A 22338-nucleotide genomic window follows, 5' to 3' on the forward strand; every position below is an offset into this window, starting at 1 on the left:
AGCGCTCCTACCGAAGGGGACACCGTGGTCTTTCGTCCGAACCGGCGTACTGCCGCCGCCGTCGTCGCCGCAGCCGGCCTGATTCTCGCGGGCATCTCGCCCGCGGTCGCCGACGTGCCTGCCGAGTCGTTCGACGACGGCCCCGGCGGCTGGGTCGCCTACGGTCACGACGGGGAGATCGACACCGGCGACGGCCGGCTGTGCGTCGACGTGCCCGCGGGCTCGTCCCAGTACGGCGTCGGTGTCCTGCTCAACGGGGTCGCCGTCACGCAGGGGTCGACGTACACGCTCGCCTTCTCGGCCTCGGCGACGACGGACGTCACCATCCGCGCGCTGGTCGGACAGAACGGCGCCCCGTACGGCACCGTGGTGGACAAGGCTCCGGTGCTGACGGCCGACCTCACGGACTACTCCTACGAGTTCACCGCGGCGGCCACCTACCCGGCCACCGCGACGCCGGACGAGCCCGAGGGCCAGATCGCGTTCCAGCTGGGTGGCGTCAGCCCCGACGCGTGGACGTTCTGCCTGGACGACGTCTCCCTGACGTCCGACACCGAGCTCCTGCCGCACACGTCCTTCGCGGAGTCGTTGGGACCGTGGGGCCTGTACGGGGGATCCGACCCGGTGTTCGCCGACGGCAGCGTGTGCACCACGCTCCCCGGGGGGCAGAGCAACCCGTGGGACGCGGGGCTGGCGTTCACCGGTCTGCCCATCGAGGAGGGCCAGAACTACGTCCTGTCCTTCACGGCCAGCGCCTCGGCGGACACCCCCGTGCGCGTCATCGTCGGCGAGGGCGGCGGTGCGTACCGCACCGCGTTCGAGCAGTCCGCCGTGCCGCTGACCAGCGAGCTCGCCGAGTACACCTACCCGTTCACCGCGAACGTCACGTTCCCCGCCGACGGCACCGCGCCCGGCCAGGTCGCGTTCCACCTGGGCAAGTCGATCGGGTACGACTTCTGCATCTCCGACGTCTCCCTGCGGACCACCGCGAGCCCGCCGCCGCCGTACGAGCCCGAGACCGGGCCGCGCGTGCGGGTCAACCAGGTGGGCTACGTCCCCGACGGCCCGAAGCGGGCGACGCTCGTCACCGACGCGACGGAGGCGCTGCCGTGGGAGCTGCACGACGCGACCGACGCGGTCGTCGCCACCGGCACGACCTCGCCGGCAGGCAAGGACAGCTCGACCCGGCTCGGCGTCCACCTCATCGACTTCTCCGACGTGACCGCCACAGGCACCGGCTACACGGTGGTCGCCGACGGGGAGACCAGCCGGCCGTTCGACATCGACGCCGACCTCTACCAGCAGCTGCGTCAGGACTCGCTCGACTACTTCTACCTCGCCCGCTCCGGCACCCCGATCGACGGCGCGATCGTCGGCGACGAGTACGCGCGGGTGGCCGGTCACGTCGGCGTCGCACCCAACCAGGGCGACACCGAGGTGCCGTGCATCGGGCCGCGCGACTACTACGACGGCTGGACCTGCGACTACACCCTGGATGTCTCGGGCGGCTGGTACGACGCCGGCGACCACGGCAAGTACGTGGTGAACGGCGGGATCTCCGTGGCGCAGCTGCTCGGCACGTACGAGCGGACGCTGACCGCGCCCTCGGCCACCGCGGGAGCGCTCGGCGACGGCACCCTCGACCTGCCGGAGCACGGCAACGACGTCCCGGACGTGCTCGACGAGGCGCGCTGGGAGCTCGAGTGGATGCAGAAGATGATCGCGCCGTCGGGCGAGTACGCCGGGATGGTGCACCACAAGATCCACGACGAGGGCTGGACCGGCCTGCCGCTCCTGCCCGCGGCCGACCCGCAGAAGCGCTCGCTGGCCCGGCCGTCGACCGCGGCGACCCTCAACGTCGCAGCCGTGGCCGCGCAGGGTGCCCGCCTGTTCCGCACCTACGACCCGGCGTTCGCGGACTCGCTGCTCGCCACCGCCCGGTCCACCTGGGCCGCTGCGCTGGCGCACCCGGCCGTGTACGCGCCGGGGGCGGCCGGCGCCGACGGCGGCGGTGCCTACGACGACCGTGACGTCACCGACGAGTTCTACTGGGCGGCCGCCGAGCTGTTCCTGACCACCGGCGAGGACGCGTTCGAGCAGTACGTCCTGGCCAGCCCGCAGCACACCGCGGACGTCTTCACGCCCGACGGCTTCTTCTGGGGTGGCGTCGCGGCCCTCGGCCGGCTCGACCTGGCCACCGTGCCGAACGACCTGCCCGGGCTCGAGGCCGTCAAGGAGTCGGTGGTCGCCGGTGCAGACGGCTACGTGGCCAGCCAGGCCGAGCAGGCGTTCGGCTCGGTCTACTCGCCTTCGAGCGGCGAGTACGCGTGGGGCTCCAGCTCGTCGGTGGCCAACAACCTCGTGGTCGTCGGCGTCGCCTACGACCTCACCGGAGACCCGACCTACAGCCGCTCGGTGCTCGAGGGCATGGACTACCTGCTGGGCCGCAACGGGCTCAACCAGTCGTACGTGACGGGGTGGGGCGAGGTCGCCTCGCACCAGCAGCACAGCCGCTGGTTCGCCCACTCGCTGGACCCGGCACTGCCTCAGCCGCCGACTGGCTCGCTCGCCGGGGGACCGAACTCGCAGTCCAGCACCTGGGACCCGACGATGCAGGCCACGTTCACCGAGGGCTGCGCGCCGTCGATGTGCTACCTGGACACCATCTCGTCGTGGGCGTCCAACGAGATCACGGTCAACTGGAACTCCGCGCTCTCGTGGGTGGCGTCGTTCGTGGCCGACCAGGGTTCCGGGGCCCCGGCCCAGGTGGCTCCGGCGGTCACCAGGCAGCCGGCATCGGTCACGGCCGCCCTCGGCACCACCGTGTCGTTCACCGCGGCGGCGACCGGCACACCGGAGCCGACGGTCCAGTGGCAGGTCCAGCGGGCCGGACCGTGGCACGACGTCCTCGGCGCCACGGGGGTCTCCTTGGACGTCGTCGTGACCGCCGACGCGCGGTATCGCGCGGTCTTCACCAACCCGGCAGGCTCGGCGGCGACGGACGCGGCGACGCTGACGGTCGCGCGATCGGCGCCGGTGGTCACCACGCAGCCCGCGCCGGTCCGGGCCACGCTCGGGGCGACCGTGACGTTCACGGCCACGGCCACCGGGTACCCGGCGCCGACCGTCCGCTGGCAGGTGCGCTGGTGCGGCGGGGCGTGGGTCGCCGTGCCGGGCGCGACGAGCACCACGCTCAGGTTCCGGGCGACCCTGCTGGGCATCGGGACCGAGTACCGGGCCGTGTTCACCAACGCCGCAGGCTCGACGACGACGAAGTCCGCCCGCCTCACGATCGGTCTGCCCGGAGGTCGCTGGATCACCTCGTAGCACCGTCCGGACCGCCCGGCACGCGCCCCGTGGCGTGTGCCGGGCGGTCGGGGTGGCAGTCTTGTCCGTCGGGCCCTCGATCGCTGGCGGGGGACGGACGACGAGGAGCAGGTGTGCAGGTCTGGAGGGAGCTGTCCGACGTGCCCGCGGACTTCGGTCCGTCGGTGGTCACGATCGGCAACTTCGACGGGGTCCACCGCGGGCACGTCGGCGTGCTGCGCCGGATGTGCGCCGACGCGCGGGCCGCGGGCGCGCAGGCTGTCGCCGTGACGTTCAGCCCGCACCCGCAGCAGGTGCACCGGCCCGACACGGCCCCGCCGCTGCTGACCGGCGACGCCGACCGGCTGGAGCTGCTGGAGCAGACCGGCCTCGACGGCGTGCTCCTGCTGGAGTACACGCTCGAGTTCGCCCGGCAGACCCCGCAGGAGTTCGTCGGGCGCTACCTGGTGGACGTCCTGCACGCGCAGACGGTCGTCGTCGGGCGTGACGTGCGGTTCGGCTGGAACAACTCCGGCGACCTGTCCACGATGGTCGAGCTCGGGCGCGAGCACGGGTTCGACGTCGAGGTCATCGACGACGTGACCCCCGCCGCGTCGGCGGACCCGGGGAGCCCCGAGGACCTCGCTGCCGACCCGCTGCGTCGGCGCTGGTCGTCGACGTGGGTGCGCGAGCTGCTCGACGCGGGAGACGTGGTGCAGGCCGCACGGGTGCTCGGCCGCCCGCACCGGGTGCGCGGCACCGTCGTGCACGGCGACGCGCGCGGCCGTGAGCTGGGCTTCCCGACCGCCAACCTCGGTCCCGACGCGACGGGCATGGTCCCCGCGGACGGCGTGTACGCGGGCTGGCTGCGTCGCGTGTCGGTCGACCCCGGCAGCGCGGACGCCGTCCTGCCCGCGGCCATCTCGATCGGCACCAACCCGACGTTCGACGGGGTCGAGCGGCGCGTCGAGGCCTACGTGCTCGACCGCACCGACCTGGACCTCTACGGGCAGGTCGTCGTCCTCGAGCTGGTCGAGCGGCTGCGGCCGACCCTGCGCTTCGAGTCGGTCGACGAGCTGGTCACGCGGATGCACGAGGACGTCGACCGCACCCGCGAGGTCCTCGACGCCTGAGCCCGTCCGCGTCCGGAGCCACGGGAAGCCCCTGGTACGATGGTCGCTGCCGTACGAACGGCCGCGGAATGAGAGAGCCCGGGTGGACATGCCCCGGCGCACCGCGCAACGAGACAACCTGGAGAACCGTGCCGCTCGAAAGTGCCGTCAAGCAGTCCATCATGACCGAACACGCCACCCACGAGGGTGACACCGGTTCCCCCGAGGTCCAGATCGCGATGCTCACGCAGCGCATCAAGGACCTCACGGAGCACCTCAAGACCCACAAGCACGACCACCACAGCCGCCGCGGCCTGCTGCTGCTCGTCGGCAAGCGTCGTCGCCTGCTGGGTTACCTCCAGAAGGTGGACATCAACCGCTACCGCAGCCTCATCGAGAAGCTCGGTCTGCGCCGATAACGCCTCGCACCAGCCCGGACCCGCTGATGGGTCCGGGCTGGTGTGTCGTCACGGCACGCTGCCCCACAGAACGACCGGCACGACCAGCACCACCAGCACGACCAGCACCACACACCGCGTCGGTCCGCTCGGTCCGGTCCTCGGTAGTGGCTTCCGGAAGCGCCTCACGGCGCGTCCGGTGGCCTCGATCGAAGATCGCTCGCGGACGGCCGGCGCCTTCTAGAAAGAGGAGGGCACCCATGGAGGGTCCCGAGATCCAGTTCGCCGAGGCAGTGATCGACAACGGTCGCTTCGGCACCCGCACCGTCCGCTTCGAGACCGGCCGCATCGCCAAGCAGGCCGCCGGTGCCGCCGTCGCCTACCTGGACGGCGAGACGACGCTGCTCGCCGCCACCACGGCCGGCAAGCACCCGAAGGAGCAGTTCGACTTCTTCCCCCTGACCATCGACGTCGAGGAGCGGTCCTACGCGGCCGGCCGGATCCCCGGCTCGTTCTTCCGCCGTGAGGGTCGCCCGAGCACCGAGGCCATCCTCGCGTGCCGCCTGATCGACCGCCCGCTGCGCCCCCTGTTCGTCAAGGGCCTGCGCAACGAGGTCCAGGTCGTCATCACCGTCCTGTCGATCCACCCGGACGACTCGTACGACACGCTGGCCATCAACGCCGCGTCGATCTCGACGCAGCTCTCGGGCCTCCCGTTCTCCGGCCCCGTCGCCGGCGTGCGCGTCGCGCTCGTCGACGGCCAGTGGGTCGCGTTCCCGCGGTACTCCGAGCGCGAGCGCGCCACCTTCGACATGGTCGTCGCCGGCCGCGTCGTGGGAGATGACGTCGCGATCGCGATGATCGAGGCCGAGGCGCCCGAGAAGTCCTGGAACATCATCAAGTTCGAGGGTGGCGTCGCCCCCACGGAGGAGATCGTCGCCCAGGGCATCGAGGCCGCGAAGCCCTTCATCAAGGTGCTCGTCCAGGCCCAGCAGGAGCTCGCGTCGAAGGCCGCCAAGGAGACCCAGGTCTTCCCGACGTTCCCCGACTACCAGCCCGACGCCTACGCCGCGGTCGAGTCCTCCACGACGCAGGCGCTGAGCGACGCGCTGAGCATCGCGGACAAGCAGACCCGCGAGAACCGCCTCGACGAGATCAAGGTCGACGTCGTCGCGCAGCTCTCCGAGCAGTTCGAGGGCCGCGAGAAGGAGCTGTCCGCCGCGTACCGCGCCGTGCAGAAGAAGCTCATCCGCCAGCGCATCCTCACGGACGGCTTCCGCATCGACGGTCGTGGCCTGCGGGACATCCGCACGCTGTCGGCCGAGGTCGAGGTCCTGCCCCGCGTGCACGGCTCGGCGATCTTCGAGCGCGGCGAGACCCAGATCCTGGGTGTCACCACGCTGAACATGCTCCGCATGGAGCAGCAGCTCGACACGCTCTCCCCGGAGAAGCGCAAGCGCTACATGCACAACTACAACTTCCCGCCCTACTCGACCGGTGAGACGGGCCGCGTGGGTTCGCCGAAGCGTCGCGAGATCGGCCACGGGGCGCTCGCCGAGCGCGCGCTCATGCCGGTGCTCCCGAGCCGCGAGGAGTTCCCCTACGCCATCCGCCAGGTCTCCGAGGCGCTGAGCTCCAACGGCTCGACGTCCATGGGCTCGGTTTGCGCGTCCACGCTGTCGCTGCTCAACGCCGGGGTGCCGCTGCGCGCGCCGGTCGCCGGCATCGCGATGGGCCTGGTGTCCGACACCGTGAACGGTGAGACCCGCTACGCGGCGCTCACCGACATCCTGGGCGCCGAGGACGCGTTCGGTGACATGGACTTCAAGGTCGCCGGTACCCGCGAGTTCATCACGGCGATCCAGCTGGACACCAAGCTCGAGGGCATCCCCGCCTCGGTGCTCGGTGGCGCGCTGACGCAGGCCAAGGAGGCTCGCCTGGCGATCCTCGACGTCATCGCCGAGGCGATCGACGTGCCCGACGAGATGAGCCCGTTCGCGCCCCGCGTGATCACGGTGCAGGTCCCGATCGACAAGATCGGCGAGGTCATCGGGCCGAAGGGCAAGATGATCAACCAGATCCAGGAGGAGACCGGCGCCGACATCTCGATCGAGGACGACGGCACGGTCTACATCGGCGCTGTCGACGGTCCGTCGGCAGAGGCCGCGCGTGCGGCGATCAACGCGATCGCCAACCCGCACATGCCCGAGATCGGGGAGCGCTTCGTCGGCACGGTCGTCAAGACCACGACCTTCGGCGCGTTCATCTCCCTGTCCCCGGGCAAGGACGGTCTGCTGCACATCTCGCAGATCCGCAAGCTCGTCGGTGGTCGTCGCGTCGAGAACGTCGAGGACGTCCTGGCCGTGGGCCAGAAGGTCCAGGTCGAGATCGGCGAGATCGACCCGCGCGGCAAGCTGTCGCTGCACGCCGTCATCGAGGGTGAGGGCGAGGCCGACACGGCCGACGCGATCGCGACCGAGCCGGCTGACGCCTGACGATGCCGCTGGACCTCCCGCTCGTCCGCCCGGGTCAGCCCGGGGCCGAGCAGTCCGTCGGGCAGGACGGCGACGCCATCGTGCGTCGTTCCGTCCTGCCCGGCGGGGTCCGCGTGCTCACGGAGCACATGCCGGGCCTGCGCTCGGCGACCGTGGGCGCGTGGGTGGGGGTCGGCTCGCGCGACGAGTCCGACGGCCACCACGGCTCGACGCACTTCCTCGAGCACCTGCTGTTCAAGGGCACGACGCGCCGCACCGCGATGGACATCGCGGAGGCGTTCGACGCCGTCGGTGGTGAGGCCAACGCCGCCACAGGCAAGGAGCACACGTGCTACTACGCGCGGGTGCTCGACACCGACCTGCCGATGGCGGTCGACGTCATCGCCGACATGGTGACGTCCGCGCGCCTGGACACCGACGAGCTCGAGACCGAGCGCGGCGTGATCCTCGAAGAGCTCGCGATGAACGACGACGACCCCAGCGATGTCGTCCACGAGCAGTTCGCCGCCGCGGTGCTGGGCGCGCACGCGCTCGGCCGACCGATCGGCGGCACCCCCGACACCATCCGCGCGGTCCCGCGTGACGCGGTGTGGGAGCACTACAGGGAGCACTACCGCCCCTCGACGCTGGTCGTCACGGCCGCCGGGGGAGTCGACCACGACGTGCTGTGCGCGCAGGTCGAGGAGGCGCTCACCACCGGCGGCTGGCCGCTGGACGCCGGTGCCGAGCCGCGCAGCCGGCGCGTCCTCACCGACGTCGCCGTGCAGGCCGGGCAGGACGGCATCCCGGCAGAGGGTGTCGAGCTGACCATCCGCCGGCACACCGAGCAGGCGAACGTCATCATCGGCGGCACCTCGCTCACGGCCACGGACCCGAAGCGGTTCACCCTGTCCGTGCTCAACGCGGTGCTCGGCGGCGGCATGTCGTCGCGGCTGTTCCAGGAGATCCGGGAGCGCCGCGGCCTCGCCTACTCCACGTACTCCTTCGCGTCCGGGCACGCCGACACGGGCGTCTTCGGCCTCTACGCGGGCTGCACGCCGGGCAAGGTCGACGAGGTCGTGGCCCTGATGGTGGCCGAGTGGGAGCGGATGGCGGACGCGCCGATCACCCGGGCCGAGCTGGAGCGGTCCATGGGCCAGCTCTCCGGCGGCCTGGTGCTCGGCATGGAGGACTCCGGCTCGCGGATGAGCCGGCTGGGCAAGTCCGAGCTGGTGCACGGGTCGCTGCTGAGCATCGACGAGTCGCTCGACCTGATCCGCTCGGTCACGGTGCAGGACGTGCAGGACCTGGCCGCCGAGCTGGCGTCACGCCCGCGCTCGGTCGTCCGCGTCGGACCCTTCGGCGACTGACACCGCGGTCGACCTCGCGACGTCGAGCCTCGACACGGCCGACGCCACCGGGTGCACGGCCGCGGCCAGCGCGACGGCGAGCGTGCCGAGCGCGACGGCGGCGAGCGTCTCGTCGGCTCCTCCTGCCCACCACTGGAGCGCGAAGGGTCCGGCCACCGCGACCTGGACCACGGCGAGCACCAGCCAGCCCGCCCGACCTGTTCCGGCGACGAGCAGGGCGCTCACCATGACCAGCACGAGTCCGGCGCCGGGAGTGACGAGGCCGTCGACGCCCCGCTGGAGCGCTGTCAGGGACTCGTCCTGGAACGAGGTCTGCAGCAGGACGGCAGCCGCGAGGGCCGCCACGGCGGGCGGGCCGAGGACCGCGCACCCGGTTGCGTACGCGCGCCGGCTCGGCGCGCGCACGTCGGCGACGAGCACGGTCGTGCGCGTGTGCCGGCGCGAGAACCACACGACGACCAGTACGGCCGCGACGAGGGCGAGCGGGGTCGCGGCACCCGGTCGTAGCACGACGGAGTACTCCTCGAACGGACCGTCGACCTGGGCGTACGCGGCGCCCAGCACCGGGCCTGGCCACGGGACGTACCAGCCGGAGTCGGTGAGAGCGACGTGGACGGACCACCAGGCGAGCAGTGTCCAGGTCCCGACGAACGCGGTCGCGAGCGCAGGCACCCGCCGGGGGTGCCCGAGCTGTGTCTGCCGCACCGACGCCACCCACGCGACCGCGCACCACAGGGTGACCTCCAGGGCCCACCCTGCCGAGTCTCGAGCGAGGATCGCAGGGTCGAGGGGCCAGGCGTACTCGCCGGCCGCCGCCTGGTTCAGCGCGTCGTCCCAGGACATCAGCGCGTACGTCACCACCAGGGTGCCGAGCCCGACGTAGGTGAGGACCGCAGCCGGGGTGGGCGCGTGACGGGCAGGGGACGTCATGAGGGTCCATCGGGACGTGCCCCGGGGATCTTGACACGGGGAGCGCCGCTGCGCGCCATGATGGGGCATGGCCACCGAGCCGGTCGTCTACCGACGGTACGCGTCACCGCCCGTCGCCCACGGGATCGTCGAGCACCTGTGGGTGGTCCGGCTGCCCGAGGGGGCCGTGGAGCGCGAGGTGCTGCTGCCGGACGGGCACGGACTGGTCACCGTCGCGGTCGGCACGGCGGGGGTGCACCTCGATCCGCTGACCCAGGTGAGCACCCCCGACGGCAGCGGCATCCGCGGGTTGGCCGACCGGGCGTTCGTCCGGGAGCAGCACGGCCCCTCGGTCCGGCTCGGCGCGCAGCTGGATCCGGTCGCGCTGGCTCGGGCGGGCGTGCACAGCCCGGCCCACGAGCCCGTCCCGGTGTCGACGGTTCTCGGTGCGGGCGTGGAGGAGGAGTGCGCCGCCGCTCTGCGCGCGGGACGGGACGCCGACGCGGCGAACGCCCTGGGGTCGGCCCTGGCCCTGCACGCCGTCGCGCCTCCCGTCGGCTCGCCGCTGGCCACCCTGACGCCGGTGCTGCGCAGCGTGATCGAGCAGCGCGGTCTCGTGCGTGCTGCGGACCTGGCCCGTCAGGCGGACCTCGCGGTCGGCGTGCTCTACCGGGAGATCGTGCAGACGCTCGGGATCACCCCGGAGGCGTTCCTGGCGGCCGTGCGGTTCTCGGCGTTCGTGCGCGACGCCGTCGGGCCGGGTCCGGTGCGACCGGGTGACGTGCTCGCGGTCCTGCGGTGGTACCTGCGGGCCGGCTACCCGCCGCGCGAGGTGGAGCGGTTCACCGGCCTGAACCACGTCGAGCTGCGGCGCCTGGAGGAGGGGATCGCCGCGGCGCTCGGCGTCGCCGCCTGACGTTAGGGTTTCTCCTCGTGAGCGAGCGCATCAGGGTGGCCGTGCTGGGTGCGGCGGGACGCATGGGGTCGGCCGTCGTCCGTGCCGTCGAGGACGCCCCTGACCTCGACCTCGTCGCCACCGTCGACGCCGACGGGGACCTCTCGGCCGTGGTCGACGTGGGCGCGCAGGTCGCCGTCGACTTCACCGTCCCCGCCGTCACGGAGGGCAACGTGCACGCGCTCGTCGACGCCGGGGTGCACGTGGTCGTCGGCACCACCGGCTGGGACGAGGAGTCGCTGGCGCGCGTGCGGGACCACCTGGCCGACCGCCCCGGCGTCGGCGTGCTCGTCGCCCCGAACTTCGCCCTTGGTGCGGTGCTGGCCATGGCGTTCGCGGCGAAGGCCGCCCGCTGGTTCGAGTCGGTCGAGGTGATCGAGCTGCACCACCCGGACAAGGTCGACGCCCCCTCGGGCACCGCCCGGCACACCGCGTCGGCCATCGCGGCGGCGCGCGCGGCGGCGGGGCTCGGGGTGGTGCCGGACGCGACCGCGCAGGCGCTCGACGGTGCTCGGGGCGCGGACGTCGACGGGGTGCGCGTGCACTCGGTGCGGCTGCGCGGGCTCGTCGCGCACGAGGAGATCCTGCTCGGCAACGCCGGCGAGCAGCTGACCATCCGGCACGACTCGTTCGACCGCGTGAGCTTCATGCCGGGGGTGCTCCTGGCGGTCCGGCAGGTGGGCTCGCGCCCCGGGCTCACCGTCGGGCTCGACCACCTGCTCGACCTGGCCTGACCGTGGCCGCCCGCTCCGGTCGCCTCCGCTGGACCTCCGTCGCCGGGGCCGTCGCCCTCACCGGCCTGCTCGCCCTGTACGTGTGGCTCGTCGCGACGCGGGCGACCGCGCTGGTCCGCACCGGCGAGCCGGTGGGCATCGGCCTGGGCATCGCGTTCTGGATCCTGCCGCCACTGGTGATCTGGCTGGTGGCGCGGGAGTGGCTGCTGGCCATCGACGTCCAGCGGATGGCCGACGAGCTCGCCGCGGCCGACGAGCTGCCGATCGACGACCTGCCCCGCTCACCCGGCGGCCGCATCGACCGCGCGGCGGCGCGCGAGGCGTTCGAGCCGGCACGTGAGCTCGCCGAGGCCGAGCCGGACGACTGGCGGTCGTGGTACCACCTGGCGTTCGCGTACGACGCGGCGGGGGACCGGCGACGCGCGCGCGAGTCGCTGCGCACGGCCAGCCGGCTGCACAAGGCCTGACGCCTAGATCGAGGCCGACCAGCGGTGCTCGGTCACCGTGCGGGTGGACCCGTCGGGCATCCGGCCGGAGATCAGCTCGCGCACGACGTCGTCGGGGCCGAGGCCCGCGGACGCCAGGAACTGCGCACGGGCGTCGTCGCCGTCGAGCACCCAGGTGTGCACCTGGTCGGCGCCGTCCTCGCGGAGCGTGTCCACCGCGGCGGCGAGCAGCCGGGAGCCGTGCCCGACCCGCTGGTGCGCCGGCTCGACCTCGAGGGCGAGGATCGCCCCGCCGGGGGCGTCGAACGGCCGGTCCTCGCCCGCGGGGACCGGGGCGACCGAGACCACGCCGACCACCGTCGGGCCGTCGCAGGCGACCAGGACGCGGTAGCCCGCGCCGGGCGGGGTGGTAACGGCGGAGGCCCACTGCGCCTCGATCGCCGACGTGTCGAGCAGGTCGAGCGCCCCCTGGCCCAGCACCTCGGCGTGCGAGAGCCGCCACGCGCCGAGCTGGACGCGCGCGATCGCGTGCTCGTCGCCGCGGACCGCGGGGCGGACGGAGACGTCGGCGTTGTCGGTGAACAGGGGCATCAGGCGCCGACCAGCTCGGGTGCGCGCTCGGCGTCGACGGTCTTCGGCGGGTGCTTCACGGAGACATTGTCGATCCACGCCAGGGCCATCGCGGACACGATGAACGCCAGGTGGATGATCGTCTGCCACAGCAGGGTGTCGAAGCCGTGGTCGCGGGCCAGGATGGTCGGGGCCTCGATGAAGCTCTTGAGCAGGTGGATCGACGAGATGCCGATGATCGACATCGCGAGCTTGGTCTTGAGCACGTTGGCGTTGACGTGCGACAGCCACTCGGGCTGGTCCGGGTGGTCATCGAGCTTGATCCGGGACACGAACGTCTCGTAGCCGCCGATGATCACCATGATCAGCAGGTTCGCGATCATGACGACGTCGACCAGGCCGAGGACGGCCAGCATGATGTCGGCTTCCTTCATGCCTCCGTGCAGGAACACCTCGGAGAAGATGTGCGCGAGCTCGAGCATGAACTGCCAGACGTAGATCGCCTGGGCGACGATCAGGCCGAGGTAGAGGGGCACCTGGAGCCAGCGCGACAGGAAGATGAGCGAACCGAGCGAGCTGCGCTGGGCGGGAGTGGCCACGGGGTCCTCCGGGAGATGGCTGGGCGGCGTTCGGTCACCCAACGGCCCGCGGTCGCGGATCGTGCCCGCCGGTCTCACGGCATGCCGAGCGCCCGCAGGACGGCGGCCGTGACGGCGGCGACGAGCACGACGACGATGAACGGCGCCCGCAGGGCCAGCGCGATCGCGGCGACGACGAGCGCCGGCAGCCGCGCGTCGAGCACCAGCTCGCTACCGCGGGTGGCGGTCTGCACGGCCACGAGCGCCGACAGCAGGGCGACGGTCACCAGCGCGGCGGTGCGCGCGACGCGGGGCTCGGCGAGCCAGTGCTTGGGCGCCAGGTGGCCGGCCAGCTTGAGCGCGAACACGACGGCGCCCGCCGCCAGCAGCGCGAGCCACGTCCCGACCGAGCTCATGCGACCGGCTCCGGCTCGCGGGCGACGAGGCCCGCGACGATCGCGACGACGGCGGCGAGCAGGACGGGGATGCCCGCCGGCACGAGCGGGGTGAGCGCGAGCGCGACGACGACGGCTCCGACGGCCACCGTCTGCGCCAGACCGGACCCGGCACCCGTGACCCGTGGCCACACCAGGCCGAGGAACGCGGCGGCGGCGGCCGCGTCGAGGCCGTACGTCGCCGGGTCGCCCATGCGGTCGCCTGCGACGGCGCCGACGAGCGTGAACAGGTTCCAGAGCACGAAGACCCCGACGCCGGTCCACCAGAAGCCCAGCTGAGCCGCGTGGGGCGCCTTGTGAGCGGTGGCCACTGCGGTCGACTCGTCGATGGTCAGGTGCGCGGCCAGCGGCCGGCGCCAGCCGCGCGAGTCGATCAGGGGCGCGACCTGCGGCCCGTACAGCCCGTTGCGTACGCCGAGCAGCCCGGCGGTCGCGATGGCCGCGCCCGCGAGCCCCCCGGCGCCGACGACGCCGATGAACGCGAACTGCGAGCCGCCCGAGAACATGAGCAGGCTGAGCGCCATCGCCTGCGGCACGGACAGCCCGGCAGCGACGGCCAAGGCTCCGAAGGAGACCCCGTACAGACCCGTGGCCAGCGCCACCGACACGGCCTGGCGGACGGCTGCCCGCCCCTCGTCGTCCCGCGTCACGCGGGCCACTGTGACACAGCAGGCGTCGCCTAGATCGCCACGTACACGCTGTCGAGATACTCCTCGAGCCCCGCCTCGCCGCCCTCGCGGCCGAGGCCGGAGGACTTCACTCCGCCGAAGGGCGCACTCGCGTCCGACACCAGGCCACGGTTCACGCCCAGCATCCCGGTCTCGACCGACTCCGCCAGCCGCATCACCCGGGCGATGTCCCGGGTGTACGCGTACGCCACCAGCCCGAACGGCGTGGAGTTGGCCAGCGAGACCCCCTCCTCCTCCGAGCCGAAGGTCACCACGGGGGCGACCGGGCCGAACGTCTCCTCGGTGATCACCCGCAGGTCGGCGGACACGCGGTCGAGCACCGTGGGCGCGTAGAAGTAGCCGCGACGGTTCGGCCGGTCACCGCCGATGCGGACGCGCGCGCCGGCGTCGACCGCCTCGGCGACGACCTCCTCGACCCGGTCGACCGCGGAGGCCTCGATCAGCGGGCCGACCGTCGTGCCCTCGTCGGCACCGTGCCCGACGACGAGCTTGTCGAACGCCTCGGTGAGCCCGGCGGTGAACTCCTCCGCGACGGACGCGTGCACCAGGAACCGGTTGGCGGCGACGCAGGTCTGCCCGGCATTGCGCATCTTGGCCTGCACGGCGCCCTGCACCGCGGCGGGGATGTCGGCGTCCTCGAACACCAGGAACGGGGCGTTGCCGCCGAGCTCCATCGAGGTGCGCAGGATGGTGTCCGCCGACGCCTTGAGCAGCGCGGCGCCCACCTCGGTGGAGCCGGTGAACGAGAGCTTGCGCAGCCGTGGGTCGGCCAGCAGCGGACCGGAGATGGTGCGGGCCGACGCGGAGGGCACCACGTTGATGACGCCGGTCGGCAGGCCGCGGCCCTCCAGCTCCTCGCGGATGATCTCGGCGACGTACGCGGTGGTCAGCGGGGTGAGCTGGGCGGGCTTGATCACGACCGTGCACCCGGCCGCGAGCGCCGGGGCCACCTTGCGGGCGATCATCGCGATCGGGAAGTTCCACGGCGTGATCAGCAGCGCGGGGCCGACGGCGCGCCGCAGGACGAGCTGGTGGTTGCCGCCGGAGGGCGCGCGGCGGGCCAGACCGTCGAAGCGCACGGCCTGCTCGGAGTACCACCGGACGTAGTCGGCGCCGTAGGCGACCTCGGCACGGGACTCGGCGAGCGGCTTGCCCCCCTCGGCGGTCACCAGGGCGGCGATGTCCTCGGTGCGCGCGGTGAGCGTCTCGTAGACCGCCCGCAGCAGCTCCGAGCGCACCCGGGGGGCGGTCGCTCGCCACTCGGGGAACGCGCCGTCCGCCGCGGTCAGGGCGTCGAGCGCGTCCTGCTCGCCGCCGTCGGCCACGTCGAAGAGCGTCTCGGTGGTGGCGGGGTCGGCGACCTCGAACGTCCGGCCAGTGCTCGCGGGGCGCCAGGCCCCGTCGATCAGGACCCCGGTGGGGACGTGGGCGGCGACGGTGGGGGGCAGCGACGGCGGCGTCATACCGAGGAGTATCGCGTCCACACCGCGCCGGCGCACGGATCTCAGTCCGTCCGCGACCTACGATGACGCCATGACGGACGCGCCTGTGCCTTCCCCGTACGAGGACCTCCTGCGGCTGGTCCTCGAGACCGGGACACCGAAGGCGGACCGGACGGGGACCGGGACCCGCAGCGTGTTCGGTCACCAGATGCGGTTCGACCTGTCCGCCGGGTTCCCCCTGGTCACCACCAAGCGCGTCCACCTGCGCTCGATCGTGCACGAGCTGCTGTGGTTCCTGCGTGGCGAGTCCAACGTGGCCTACCTGCGCGAGAACAAGGTCACCATCTGGGACGAGTGGGCCTCCCCGGACGGCGAGCTCGGTCCCGTGTACGGCGTGCAGTGGCGCAGCTGGCCGACGCCCGACGGCGGGCACGTCGACCAGATCACCCAGCTGCTGGAGAACCTGCGCCGCGACCCCGACTCGCGCCGGCACATCGTGTCCGCCTGGAACGTCGCGGACATCCCCTCGATGGCCCTCGCGCCGTGCCACGCGTTCTTCCAGTTCTACGTCGCCGACGGCCGGCTCTCCTGTCAGCTCTACCAGCGCTCGGCCGACCTGTTCCTCGGGGTGCCGTTCAACGTCGCCTCGTACGCGCTGCTCACGCACATGGTCGCCCAGCAGGTGGGGCTCGAGGTCGGCGACTTCGTGTGGACCGGGGGCGACTGCCACATCTACGACAACCACGTCGACCAGGTCCGCGAGCAGCTGAGCCGGACGCCGTACCCCGCGCCGCGGCTCGAGCTGCGCAAGGCCGACTCCCTGTTCGACTACACCTTCGACGACGTGCAGGTGCTCGACTACCAGTACCACCCGGCCATCAAGGCCCCGGTGGCCGTGTGAGCCTCTCGCTCATCTGGGCGCAGACGCCGAAGGGCATCATCGGCCGGGACGGCACGCTGCCCTGGCACGTGCCGGAGGACATGGCCCACTTCCGCGAGCTCACACGCGGTCATCCCGTGCTCATGGGCCGCGCCACCTGGGCCTCCCTGCCGCCTCGGTTCCGCCCGCTGCCGGGTCGGGACAACATCGTCCTGTCCCGCACCCCGGGGTTCGAGCCCGCCGGGGCGATGGTCGTGCACGGGATCGATGAGGCGCTGCGGCTGATCGGCGACCGGGAGGCCTGGGTCATCGGCGGGGGAGAGGTCTACGCCGCGTTCCTGCCGCACGCACAGCGGGTCGAGGTCACGGTCGTGTCGCTCGACGTCGGCGGCGACACCCGCGCACCGGCGCTCGACCGGTCGCAGTGGCGGCGCGCCGGTGTGGACCCGGACCACGGCTGGCACGTGTCGACGGCGGGCGGTACGCGGTACCGCTTCGAGACGTACCTGCGCACCTGACGCGCGGACCCGCACGACGGCGGGCACGCGTGGGGCGGTACCGTGGCCCCATGCCGCGCACCTCCACGCCCACGCGCCCGTTCGGGTCCGTGCTCACCGCGATGGTCACGCCGATGACGGCGGACGGCGCGGTCGACGTCGCCCGGGCCGTCCAGCTGGCGACGCGGCTCGTGGATGACGGCAACGACGGGCTCGTGCTCAACGGCACCACGGGCGAGGCGTCCACCACGCACGCGCCCGAGAAGGCGGAGCTGGTCCAGGCCGTCGTCGAGGCCGTCGGCCAGGACGCGTGGATCCTCGCGGGCGCCGGGTCGAACGACACGGCGCACGCCGTCCGGATGGCCGAGCAGGCGGCGGAGGCGGGCGCCCACGGGCTGCTCGTCGTGAGCCCCTACTACTCGCGCCCCTCGCAGGAGGGTGTGCGCCGGCACGTCGAGTCCATCGCGGACGCGACCGACCTGCCCGTGATGCTGTACGACGTCCCCGGCCGCACCGGCGTGCGGTTCGCGCCCGCCACGATCGAGGCGCTGGCCGGCCACGACCGCGTGGTGGCGATGAAGGACGCCGGCGGGGATACCTACGCCGCCGCCAAGGCCATCGCCGCGACGGGGCTGGGCTGGTACTCCGGCGACGACAGCGCCCTGCTGTCCCTGCTGGCGCACGGCGCCTCGGGGATCGTCAGCGTCGCCGGCCACGTCGTCGGCCCGCAGCTCGCGGCCGTCGTCGCCGCGTTCGACGCCGGCGACCACGCCGAGGCGTTGCGCATCTTCCGATCGATCATGCCCGCGATCGACGCACTCAACGGCGCCGGCTTCCAAGCCGTCGCCGCGAAGGCCGCGCTCCAGGTGCTGGGCGTCCTGCCCGAGCGCTCGGTGCGCCTCCCGCTCGTCCCCGCGACCGACGACGAGCTCGCGCTGATCCGCGACGGCCTGCGGGCCGCCGGGCTGCTCGATGTCATCGTCGGCGATCGCATCTGATCCCACCAGGAGCCCCATGAGTCACCCGCACCCCGAGCTCACCCTGCCCCCAGCACTCGCCGCCGGCGCCCTGCGCGTCGTCGCCCTGGGCGGGCTCGGAGAGGTCGGCCGCAACATGGCCGTCCTCGAGCACGCAGGCCGTCTGCTGATCATCGACTGCGGGGTCCTGTTCCCCGAGGACCACCAGCCCGGCGTCGACCTGATCCTGCCCGACTTCGAGTACATCAAGGACCGCCTGGACGACATCGAGGCGATCATCCTCACGCACGGCCACGAGGACCACATCGGGGCCGTGCCGTACCTGCTTCGCCTGCGCAAGAACATCCCGCTGGTCGGCTCCAAGCTCACGCTCGCGTTCATCGACGCCAAGCTCAAGGAGCACCGCATCCAGCCGGTGCTGCGCGAGGTCCGCGAGGGGCAGACCGCCACGTTCGGCGGGTTCGAGTGCGAGTTCATCGCGGTGAACCACTCGATCCCCGACGCACTCGCGGTCGCGGTGCACACCGCCGCCGGCACCGTGCTGCACACCGGCGACTTCAAGATGGATCAGCTGCCGCTCGACGGCCGCATCACCGACCTGCGGGCGTTCGCGCGCCTCGGGGAGAAGGGCGTCGACCTGTTCATGGTCGACTCCACCAACGCCGAGGTGCCCGGGTTCGTCGCGCAGGAGCGCGGGATCGGTCCCGTGCTGGACCAGGTGTTCGCCGACTCCACCAAGCGGATCATCGTCGCGTCGTTCGCGTCGCACGTGCACCGCGTCCAGCAGGTGCTCGACGCGGCCTACACGCACAACCGCCGCGTGGCTCTGGTCGGCCGCTCGATGGTGCGCAACATGGGTATCGCCGCCGACCTGGGCTACCTGCGGGTGCCCGAGGGCGTGCTGATCGACCAGAAGCAGGTCGACACCCTGCGCGACGACGAGATCGTGCTCATGTGCACCGGGTCGCAGGGCGAGCCGATGGCGGCGCTGTCCCGGATCGCCAACAACGACCACAAGGTCTCCGTAGGCCCCGGCGACACCGTGATCATGGCGTCGTCGCTGATCCCCGGGAACGAGAACGCCGTCTTCCGCGTGATCAACGGCCTGACGCGCCTGGGCGCCCGCGTCGTGCACTCCGGCAACGCCAAGGTGCACGTCTCCGGCCACGCCAGCGCCGGTGAGCTCCTGTACTGCTACAACATTCTCAAGCCGCGCAACGTCATGCCCGTGCACGGGGAGATCCGCCACCTCGTGGCCAACGCGGCGCTCGCCGTGCAGACCGGCATCCCCGCCGACCGCGTGGTGCTCGCCGAGGACGGTGTGGTGGTCGACCTGGTCGACGGCCGCGCCAGCATCGTCGGCGCCGTGCCCTGCGGCTACGTCTACGTCGACGGGTCCAGCGTCGGGGAGATCACCGAGGTCGAGCTCAAGGACCGCCGGATCCTCGGGGACGAGGGCTTCATCTCGATCTTCGCGGTGGTCAGCTCCGCCGACGGCAAGGTGCTGGCCGGCCCGCAGATCCACGCCCGCGGGTTCGCCGAGCAGGACGCCGTGTTCGACGACATCCTGCCGGAGCTGACCGCGGCGCTCGAGGAGTCCGCGCGCAACGGCAACTCCGACGCGCACGTGCTCCAGCAGGTCATCCGCCGCGTCGTCGGCCGCTGGGTGTCCAACCGCCTGCGTCGCCGCCCGATGATCATCCCGGTGGTCGTCGAGGCCTGACCTGCCCGATCCGCGCGGCCCCGTCCTGCTCGTCAGGGCGGGGCCGTCGTCGTCGACCGGGGTCTCAGGTCGGCGTGACCCGGGCGACCTCGTCGGCGGTGACGTTCTCGTCGGGCGGCGACGCCACGTCCGGCTCCCGCGGTCGACGCGAGGCCGCCGCCGAGCCGAGCAGGATCAGCGCGGTCGCGCCGAGGACGCCGGCGGTGATCGCCTCGTCGAGCACGAGGGCGCCGAGCGCGACGGCGACGACCGGGTTGAGGTAGGCGACCAGCGTGGAGCGGGCCGCGCCGACCTCGACGATGAGCCGGAAGAACAGGACGAACGCGAGGGCGGTGCACAGGGCGCCGAGCCCGACGAGGGCGAGCACGGCGTCGGCCGGCGGCCAGGCGTGCGGCCCGGTCAGGAGCACCACCGGCGCGTACGCCAGGGCGGTCAGGCCGAGGCAGGTGGCCGTCAGGGGGATCGCCGGGACGTCCCGCAGCGCACGGTCGGCGATGATCGGTGCGGTCGCGTACCCGAGGGCGGCCAGCAGCACCTGGGTGACGGCCCACGGATCACCCCCGGCGGCACCCGGTCCGAGGAGGAGGGCCACCCCGCCGAGACCGACGAGCAGGCCGATCCACCGGATCAGGGCCACGGGACGCCGGTCTCCGACGAGCCTGCCGAGCACCACCGCGGCGATCGGCACGGTCGCGACGAGCAGCCCGGTGGTCGAGCTCGACAGGGTGCGCTCGGCGTTCGACAGCAGGATCCACGGCAGGACGATCTCCAGCACCGCGAAGCCGAGGACGGCGCGCCAGTGCCCGCGCAGCACCCGCAGCCCGCCGCCGCGCACCGCGAAGGGCAGGAGCAGCAGCGCGCCCAGCGCCGTGCGCACGAACACCACCATGACGGGCGTGACGTCCGTGACGGCGATCTTGATGAGCAGGTACGGGATGCCCCAGATGACGCCGACGGCGACCAGGAGGAGCCAGCCGCGGCGGCTCACGTGGGCACCGCGCGGGAACCAGAGTGCATGTCGCCACCGTAGGACCGACCACCGACACCACTCACGGGGACGTGCGGAATGCCGCCCGGTGCTGACGCGGGCTGGTGCGGAACTCGCGCGCGAAGTGCTGGCGCAGCGCCGCCGACGAGCCGAACCCTGCCGACGCAGCCACCTGCTCGACGGGTGCGTCCGTCGACTCCAGCAGCACCCGGGCGCGCACGAGGCGCTGCCGCAGGAGCCACTGGGAGGGGCTCGCGCCGGTCCGGGCGCGGAACTGGCGGGTGAACGTCCGCCGTGACAGGTGCACGCTGCGCGCCCAGCTGTCGAGGTCCAGCGGTGTGTCGAGCCGGGCGGTCGCCCAGCCCATCGCGACCTCGACCGGGTCCGCCGACGGGGCGGGAGAGACCGGCGCGGGGATGTACTGCGCCTGGCTGCCGTCCCGGTGGGGTGCGAGCACCAGCGCTCGTGCCACGTCGGCCGCGAAGGCGGCGCCGTGGTCGGTGCGCACGACGTGCAGGCAGCAGTCGAGGGCGGCCGCGACCCCGGCGGAGGTGACGACGTCGCCGAGGTCGCACCACAGCACGTCGGACCGGACGGTCGCCGACGGGTGCCGACGGGCGAGCTCCGGTGCTGCGGACCAGTGCGTCGCCACCTCGCGGCCGTCGACGAGGCCGGCGGCAGCGACGACGAACGACCCGAGGCACAGGCCGACCACGCGGGCGCCCCGGTCGTGGGCGGCGCGGACCGCGGAGACCAGGGCGTCCGACGGCTCGCGGCCGATGAGCCAGCTCGGGATCACGACGGTCTGCGCCTCCGCGAGGTCGTCCAGACCGCGCGTGACGAGCAGGTCGTAGCCCGCGTCCGTGGCCACGGTGCCGGGCTCCTCCGCGCAGACGGTGACGCGGTAGCGGGGGGTCGGCGCGCTGCGGGAACGTGCCGCGAAGACCGTGGACGGCACGGAGAGGTGGAACGGGCTGATCCCGGGGAACGCGACGACGGCAACCTCGTGCATGGCCCGATCCTAGCGAACGGCGTCCTGCGGGCCACTGTCTGCGTACCGCGTGCACGGCGAGGCTGGTCGCATGACCTCGATCACCGCGACGTACGTCGGCGGACCCACCGTGCACCTGCGCTACGCAGGCCAGACCTTCCTGACCGACCCGACGTTCGACCCGCCGGGGGAGTACCCCGGGACCGGCGCGACGCTGCGCAAGCTCGTCGGGCCGGGCGTGCCGCTCGTCGACCTGGGCCCGGTCGACGTCGTCCTGCTCTCGCACGACCAGCACGCGGACAACCTCGACCACGCCGGCCGGACGCTCCTGGCGTCGGTTCCGACGATCCTGTCGACGCCGGACGCGGCGGCCCGGATCCCGGGGGTGCGCGGCCTCGACCCCTGGGAGCAGGCGACCGCGGGAGCCGTCACCGTGACAGCCGTCCCGGCGCGGCACGGCCCGGAGGGCGCCGAACCGCTCAGCGGAAAGGTGACGGGGTTCGTGCTGCAGGCCGACGGATGGCCCACGGTCTACGTGTCGGGGGACAACGCGTCGCTGGACGTGGTCGACGCGATCGCGCGGCGCGTCCCTGGCATCGACGTCGCCGTGCTGTTCGTGGGCGGCGCCAACGTCGGCCGGTTCGGTGCCGAGCCGCTCACGCTCGACGCGGCTCGAGCCAGTGCGGCGGCGGACCTCCTGGCGGGGGCTCGCATCGTGCCCGTGCACCACACGGACTGGGCGCACTTCGTCGACCCGCTCTCCGCCGTCGAGGCGCGCTTCGTGACGAACGGTCGGCGGGACCAGCTGGTCGTGCTCGAGCGTGGCCGACCAACCGCGCTCTGA

The 22338-nt window shown here is 72.9% G+C and carries 21 protein-coding genes; 13 read left to right on the forward strand and 8 right to left on the reverse strand.

All coding sequences use genetic code 11. From position 1 onward, the window contains the following. Positions 1 to 24: 24 nt before the first annotated feature. The 5 genes from ACO06A_RS16480 to ACO06A_RS16500 all read left to right on the forward strand — a co-directional run bounded on the left by ACO06A_RS16480 (position 25) and on the right by ACO06A_RS16500 (position 8660). Complete coding sequence (locus tag ACO06A_RS16480) at positions 25 to 3327, forward strand: glycoside hydrolase family 9 protein (RefSeq protein WP_421733282.1); 3303 nt, start codon at positions 25 to 27, stop codon at positions 3325 to 3327. 113 nt (positions 3328 to 3440) lie between these two features. Continuing rightward, positions 3441 to 4439, forward strand: a complete 999-nt coding sequence (locus ACO06A_RS16485) for a bifunctional riboflavin kinase/FAD synthetase (protein ID WP_421733283.1) — start codon at positions 3441 to 3443, stop codon at positions 4437 to 4439. 128 nt (positions 4440 to 4567) lie between these two features. After that, positions 4568 to 4837, forward strand: a complete 270-nt coding sequence (gene rpsO / locus ACO06A_RS16490) for a 30S ribosomal protein S15 (RefSeq protein ID WP_055922151.1) — start codon at positions 4568 to 4570, stop codon at positions 4835 to 4837. A 239-nt stretch (positions 4838 to 5076) separates the two neighbouring features. After that, on the forward strand, positions 5077 to 7311 hold the full coding sequence (locus tag ACO06A_RS16495; RefSeq protein ID WP_421733284.1) for a polyribonucleotide nucleotidyltransferase: 2235 nt from the start codon (positions 5077 to 5079) through the stop codon (positions 7309 to 7311). 2 nt (positions 7312 to 7313) lie between these two features. Beyond that, positions 7314 to 8660, forward strand: coding sequence for a M16 family metallopeptidase (locus ACO06A_RS16500; RefSeq protein WP_421733285.1), 1347 nt, complete (start codon positions 7314 to 7316; stop codon positions 8658 to 8660). On the opposite strand, the gene ACO06A_RS16505 is transcribed toward ACO06A_RS16500, so the two are convergent. Beyond that, the gene (locus ACO06A_RS16505) at positions 8616 to 9590 is read right to left on the reverse strand and encodes a hypothetical protein (protein ID WP_421733286.1); all 975 of its coding nucleotides are present in this window, start codon (positions 9588 to 9590) and stop codon (positions 8616 to 8618) included. The two genes, ACO06A_RS16500 and ACO06A_RS16505, sit on opposite strands and share 45 nt — an antisense overlap. A gap of 67 nt (positions 9591 to 9657) precedes the next feature. Between ACO06A_RS16505 and ACO06A_RS16510 the strand changes: the two genes are divergently transcribed. Genes ACO06A_RS16510 through ACO06A_RS16520 form a run of 3 tightly spaced genes read left to right on the forward strand, consistent with a single transcriptional unit; the run spans position 9658 to position 11725 of the window. Next, positions 9658 to 10485: a hypothetical protein gene (locus ACO06A_RS16510; protein WP_421733287.1), complete on the forward strand. Its 828-nt coding sequence runs from the start codon at positions 9658 to 9660 to the stop codon at positions 10483 to 10485. Between the two features lie 17 nt (positions 10486 to 10502). Then, positions 10503 to 11258 (forward strand): 4-hydroxy-tetrahydrodipicolinate reductase, encoded by a 756-nt coding sequence (gene dapB, locus ACO06A_RS16515; protein WP_421733288.1) that lies wholly within the window; start codon positions 10503 to 10505, stop codon positions 11256 to 11258. A 2-nt stretch (positions 11259 to 11260) separates the two neighbouring features. After that, entirely contained in the window at positions 11261 to 11725 is a 465-nt protein-coding gene (locus ACO06A_RS16520) for a hypothetical protein (protein WP_421733289.1), read from the forward strand. Between the two features lie 3 nt (positions 11726 to 11728). Here the strand turns inward: ACO06A_RS16520 and ACO06A_RS16525 are convergent, their stop codons facing one another. The 5 genes from ACO06A_RS16525 to ACO06A_RS16545 form a co-directional block, all read right to left on the reverse strand. Continuing rightward, positions 11729 to 12295 carry a GNAT family N-acetyltransferase gene (locus ACO06A_RS16525; RefSeq protein WP_421733290.1) on the reverse strand — a complete coding sequence of 189 codons (567 nt, stop codon included), beginning with the start codon at positions 12293 to 12295 and terminating at the stop codon, positions 11729 to 11731. Next, entirely contained in the window at positions 12295 to 12873 is a 579-nt protein-coding gene (locus ACO06A_RS16530) for a TIGR00645 family protein (RefSeq protein ID WP_421733291.1), read from the reverse strand. The genes ACO06A_RS16525 and ACO06A_RS16530 overlap by 1 nt, the downstream gene beginning before the upstream one ends. Positions 12874 to 12947: 74 nt before the next feature. Continuing rightward, positions 12948 to 13268, reverse strand: coding sequence for an AzlD domain-containing protein (locus ACO06A_RS16535; protein WP_421733292.1), 321 nt, complete (start codon positions 13266 to 13268; stop codon positions 12948 to 12950). Further along, entirely contained in the window at positions 13265 to 13957 is a 693-nt protein-coding gene (locus tag ACO06A_RS16540; protein ID WP_421733293.1) for an AzlC family ABC transporter permease, read from the reverse strand. The genes ACO06A_RS16535 and ACO06A_RS16540 overlap by 4 nt, the downstream gene beginning before the upstream one ends. 29 nt (positions 13958 to 13986) lie before the next feature. Continuing rightward, positions 13987 to 15459, reverse strand: coding sequence for an NAD-dependent succinate-semialdehyde dehydrogenase (locus ACO06A_RS16545; protein WP_421733294.1), 1473 nt, complete (start codon positions 15457 to 15459; stop codon positions 13987 to 13989). A 70-nt stretch (positions 15460 to 15529) separates the two neighbouring features. Here ACO06A_RS16545 and ACO06A_RS16550 point away from each other — a divergent pair, with 70 nt between their 5' ends. Genes ACO06A_RS16550 through ACO06A_RS16565 form a run of 4 tightly spaced genes read left to right on the forward strand, consistent with a single transcriptional unit; the run spans position 15530 to position 19515 of the window. Next, entirely contained in the window at positions 15530 to 16339 is an 810-nt protein-coding gene (locus ACO06A_RS16550; RefSeq protein ID WP_421733295.1) for a thymidylate synthase, read from the forward strand. After that, positions 16336 to 16836, forward strand: a complete 501-nt coding sequence (locus ACO06A_RS16555) for a dihydrofolate reductase (protein WP_421733296.1) — start codon at positions 16336 to 16338, stop codon at positions 16834 to 16836. The genes ACO06A_RS16550 and ACO06A_RS16555 overlap by 4 nt, the downstream gene beginning before the upstream one ends. Before the next feature lie 50 nt (positions 16837 to 16886). Then, on the forward strand, positions 16887 to 17813 hold the full coding sequence (gene dapA, locus ACO06A_RS16560) for a 4-hydroxy-tetrahydrodipicolinate synthase (protein WP_421733297.1): 927 nt from the start codon (positions 16887 to 16889) through the stop codon (positions 17811 to 17813). Positions 17814 to 17829: 16 nt separating this feature from the next. Continuing rightward, positions 17830 to 19515, forward strand: a complete 1686-nt coding sequence (locus tag ACO06A_RS16565; RefSeq protein ID WP_175347443.1) for a ribonuclease J — start codon at positions 17830 to 17832, stop codon at positions 19513 to 19515. Between the two features lie 64 nt (positions 19516 to 19579). Here ACO06A_RS16565 and ACO06A_RS16570 read toward each other — a convergent pair whose 3' ends face one another. Both ACO06A_RS16570 and ACO06A_RS16575 read right to left on the reverse strand, forming a co-directional pair. After that, complete coding sequence (locus tag ACO06A_RS16570; RefSeq protein ID WP_421733298.1) at positions 19580 to 20503, reverse strand: DMT family transporter; 924 nt, start codon at positions 20501 to 20503, stop codon at positions 19580 to 19582. A gap of 61 nt (positions 20504 to 20564) precedes the next feature. Continuing rightward, positions 20565 to 21515 (reverse strand): GlxA family transcriptional regulator, encoded by a 951-nt coding sequence (locus ACO06A_RS16575; protein WP_421733299.1) that lies wholly within the window; start codon positions 21513 to 21515, stop codon positions 20565 to 20567. A gap of 70 nt (positions 21516 to 21585) precedes the next feature. On the opposite strand from ACO06A_RS16575, the gene ACO06A_RS16580 reads away from it, so the two are divergent. After that, positions 21586 to 22338 (forward strand): MBL fold metallo-hydrolase, encoded by a 753-nt coding sequence (locus ACO06A_RS16580; protein WP_421733300.1) that lies wholly within the window; start codon positions 21586 to 21588, stop codon positions 22336 to 22338.

The organism is Cellulomonas sp. (genome assembly GCF_965229465.1).
GTDB lineage: Bacteria > Actinomycetota > Actinomycetes > Actinomycetales > Cellulomonadaceae > Cellulomonas.

Bases quoted from the DNA above. Each gene is read 5' to 3' on its own strand.
- ACO06A_RS16510 (WP_421733287.1), top strand. From the start codon at position 9,658: ATGGCCACCGAGCCGGTCGTCTACCGACGGTACGCGTCACCGCCCGTC.
- ACO06A_RS16565 (WP_175347443.1), top strand. From the start codon at position 17,830: ATGAGTCACCCGCACCCCGAGCTCACCCTGCCCCCAGCACTCGCCGCC.
- ACO06A_RS16535 (WP_421733292.1), bottom strand. From the start codon at position 13,268: ATGAGCTCGGTCGGGACGTGGCTCGCGCTGCTGGCGGCGGGCGCCGTC.
- ACO06A_RS16495 (WP_421733284.1), top strand. From the start codon at position 5,077: ATGGAGGGTCCCGAGATCCAGTTCGCCGAGGCAGTGATCGACAACGGT.
- ACO06A_RS16580 (WP_421733300.1), top strand. From the start codon at position 21,586: ATGACCTCGATCACCGCGACGTACGTCGGCGGACCCACCGTGCACCTG.
- ACO06A_RS16545 (WP_421733294.1), bottom strand. From the start codon at position 15,459: ATGACGCCGCCGTCGCTGCCCCCCACCGTCGCCGCCCACGTCCCCACC.
- dapA (WP_421733297.1), top strand. From the start codon at position 16,887: ATGCCGCGCACCTCCACGCCCACGCGCCCGTTCGGGTCCGTGCTCACC.
- ACO06A_RS16505 (WP_421733286.1), bottom strand. From the start codon at position 9,590: ATGACGTCCCCTGCCCGTCACGCGCCCACCCCGGCTGCGGTCCTCACC.
- ACO06A_RS16550 (WP_421733295.1), top strand. From the start codon at position 15,530: ATGACGGACGCGCCTGTGCCTTCCCCGTACGAGGACCTCCTGCGGCTG.
- ACO06A_RS16525 (WP_421733290.1), bottom strand. From the start codon at position 12,295: ATGCCCCTGTTCACCGACAACGCCGACGTCTCCGTCCGCCCCGCGGTC.
- ACO06A_RS16500 (WP_421733285.1), top strand. From the start codon at position 7,314: ATGCCGCTGGACCTCCCGCTCGTCCGCCCGGGTCAGCCCGGGGCCGAG.
- ACO06A_RS16575 (WP_421733299.1), bottom strand. From the start codon at position 21,515: ATGCACGAGGTTGCCGTCGTCGCGTTCCCCGGGATCAGCCCGTTCCAC.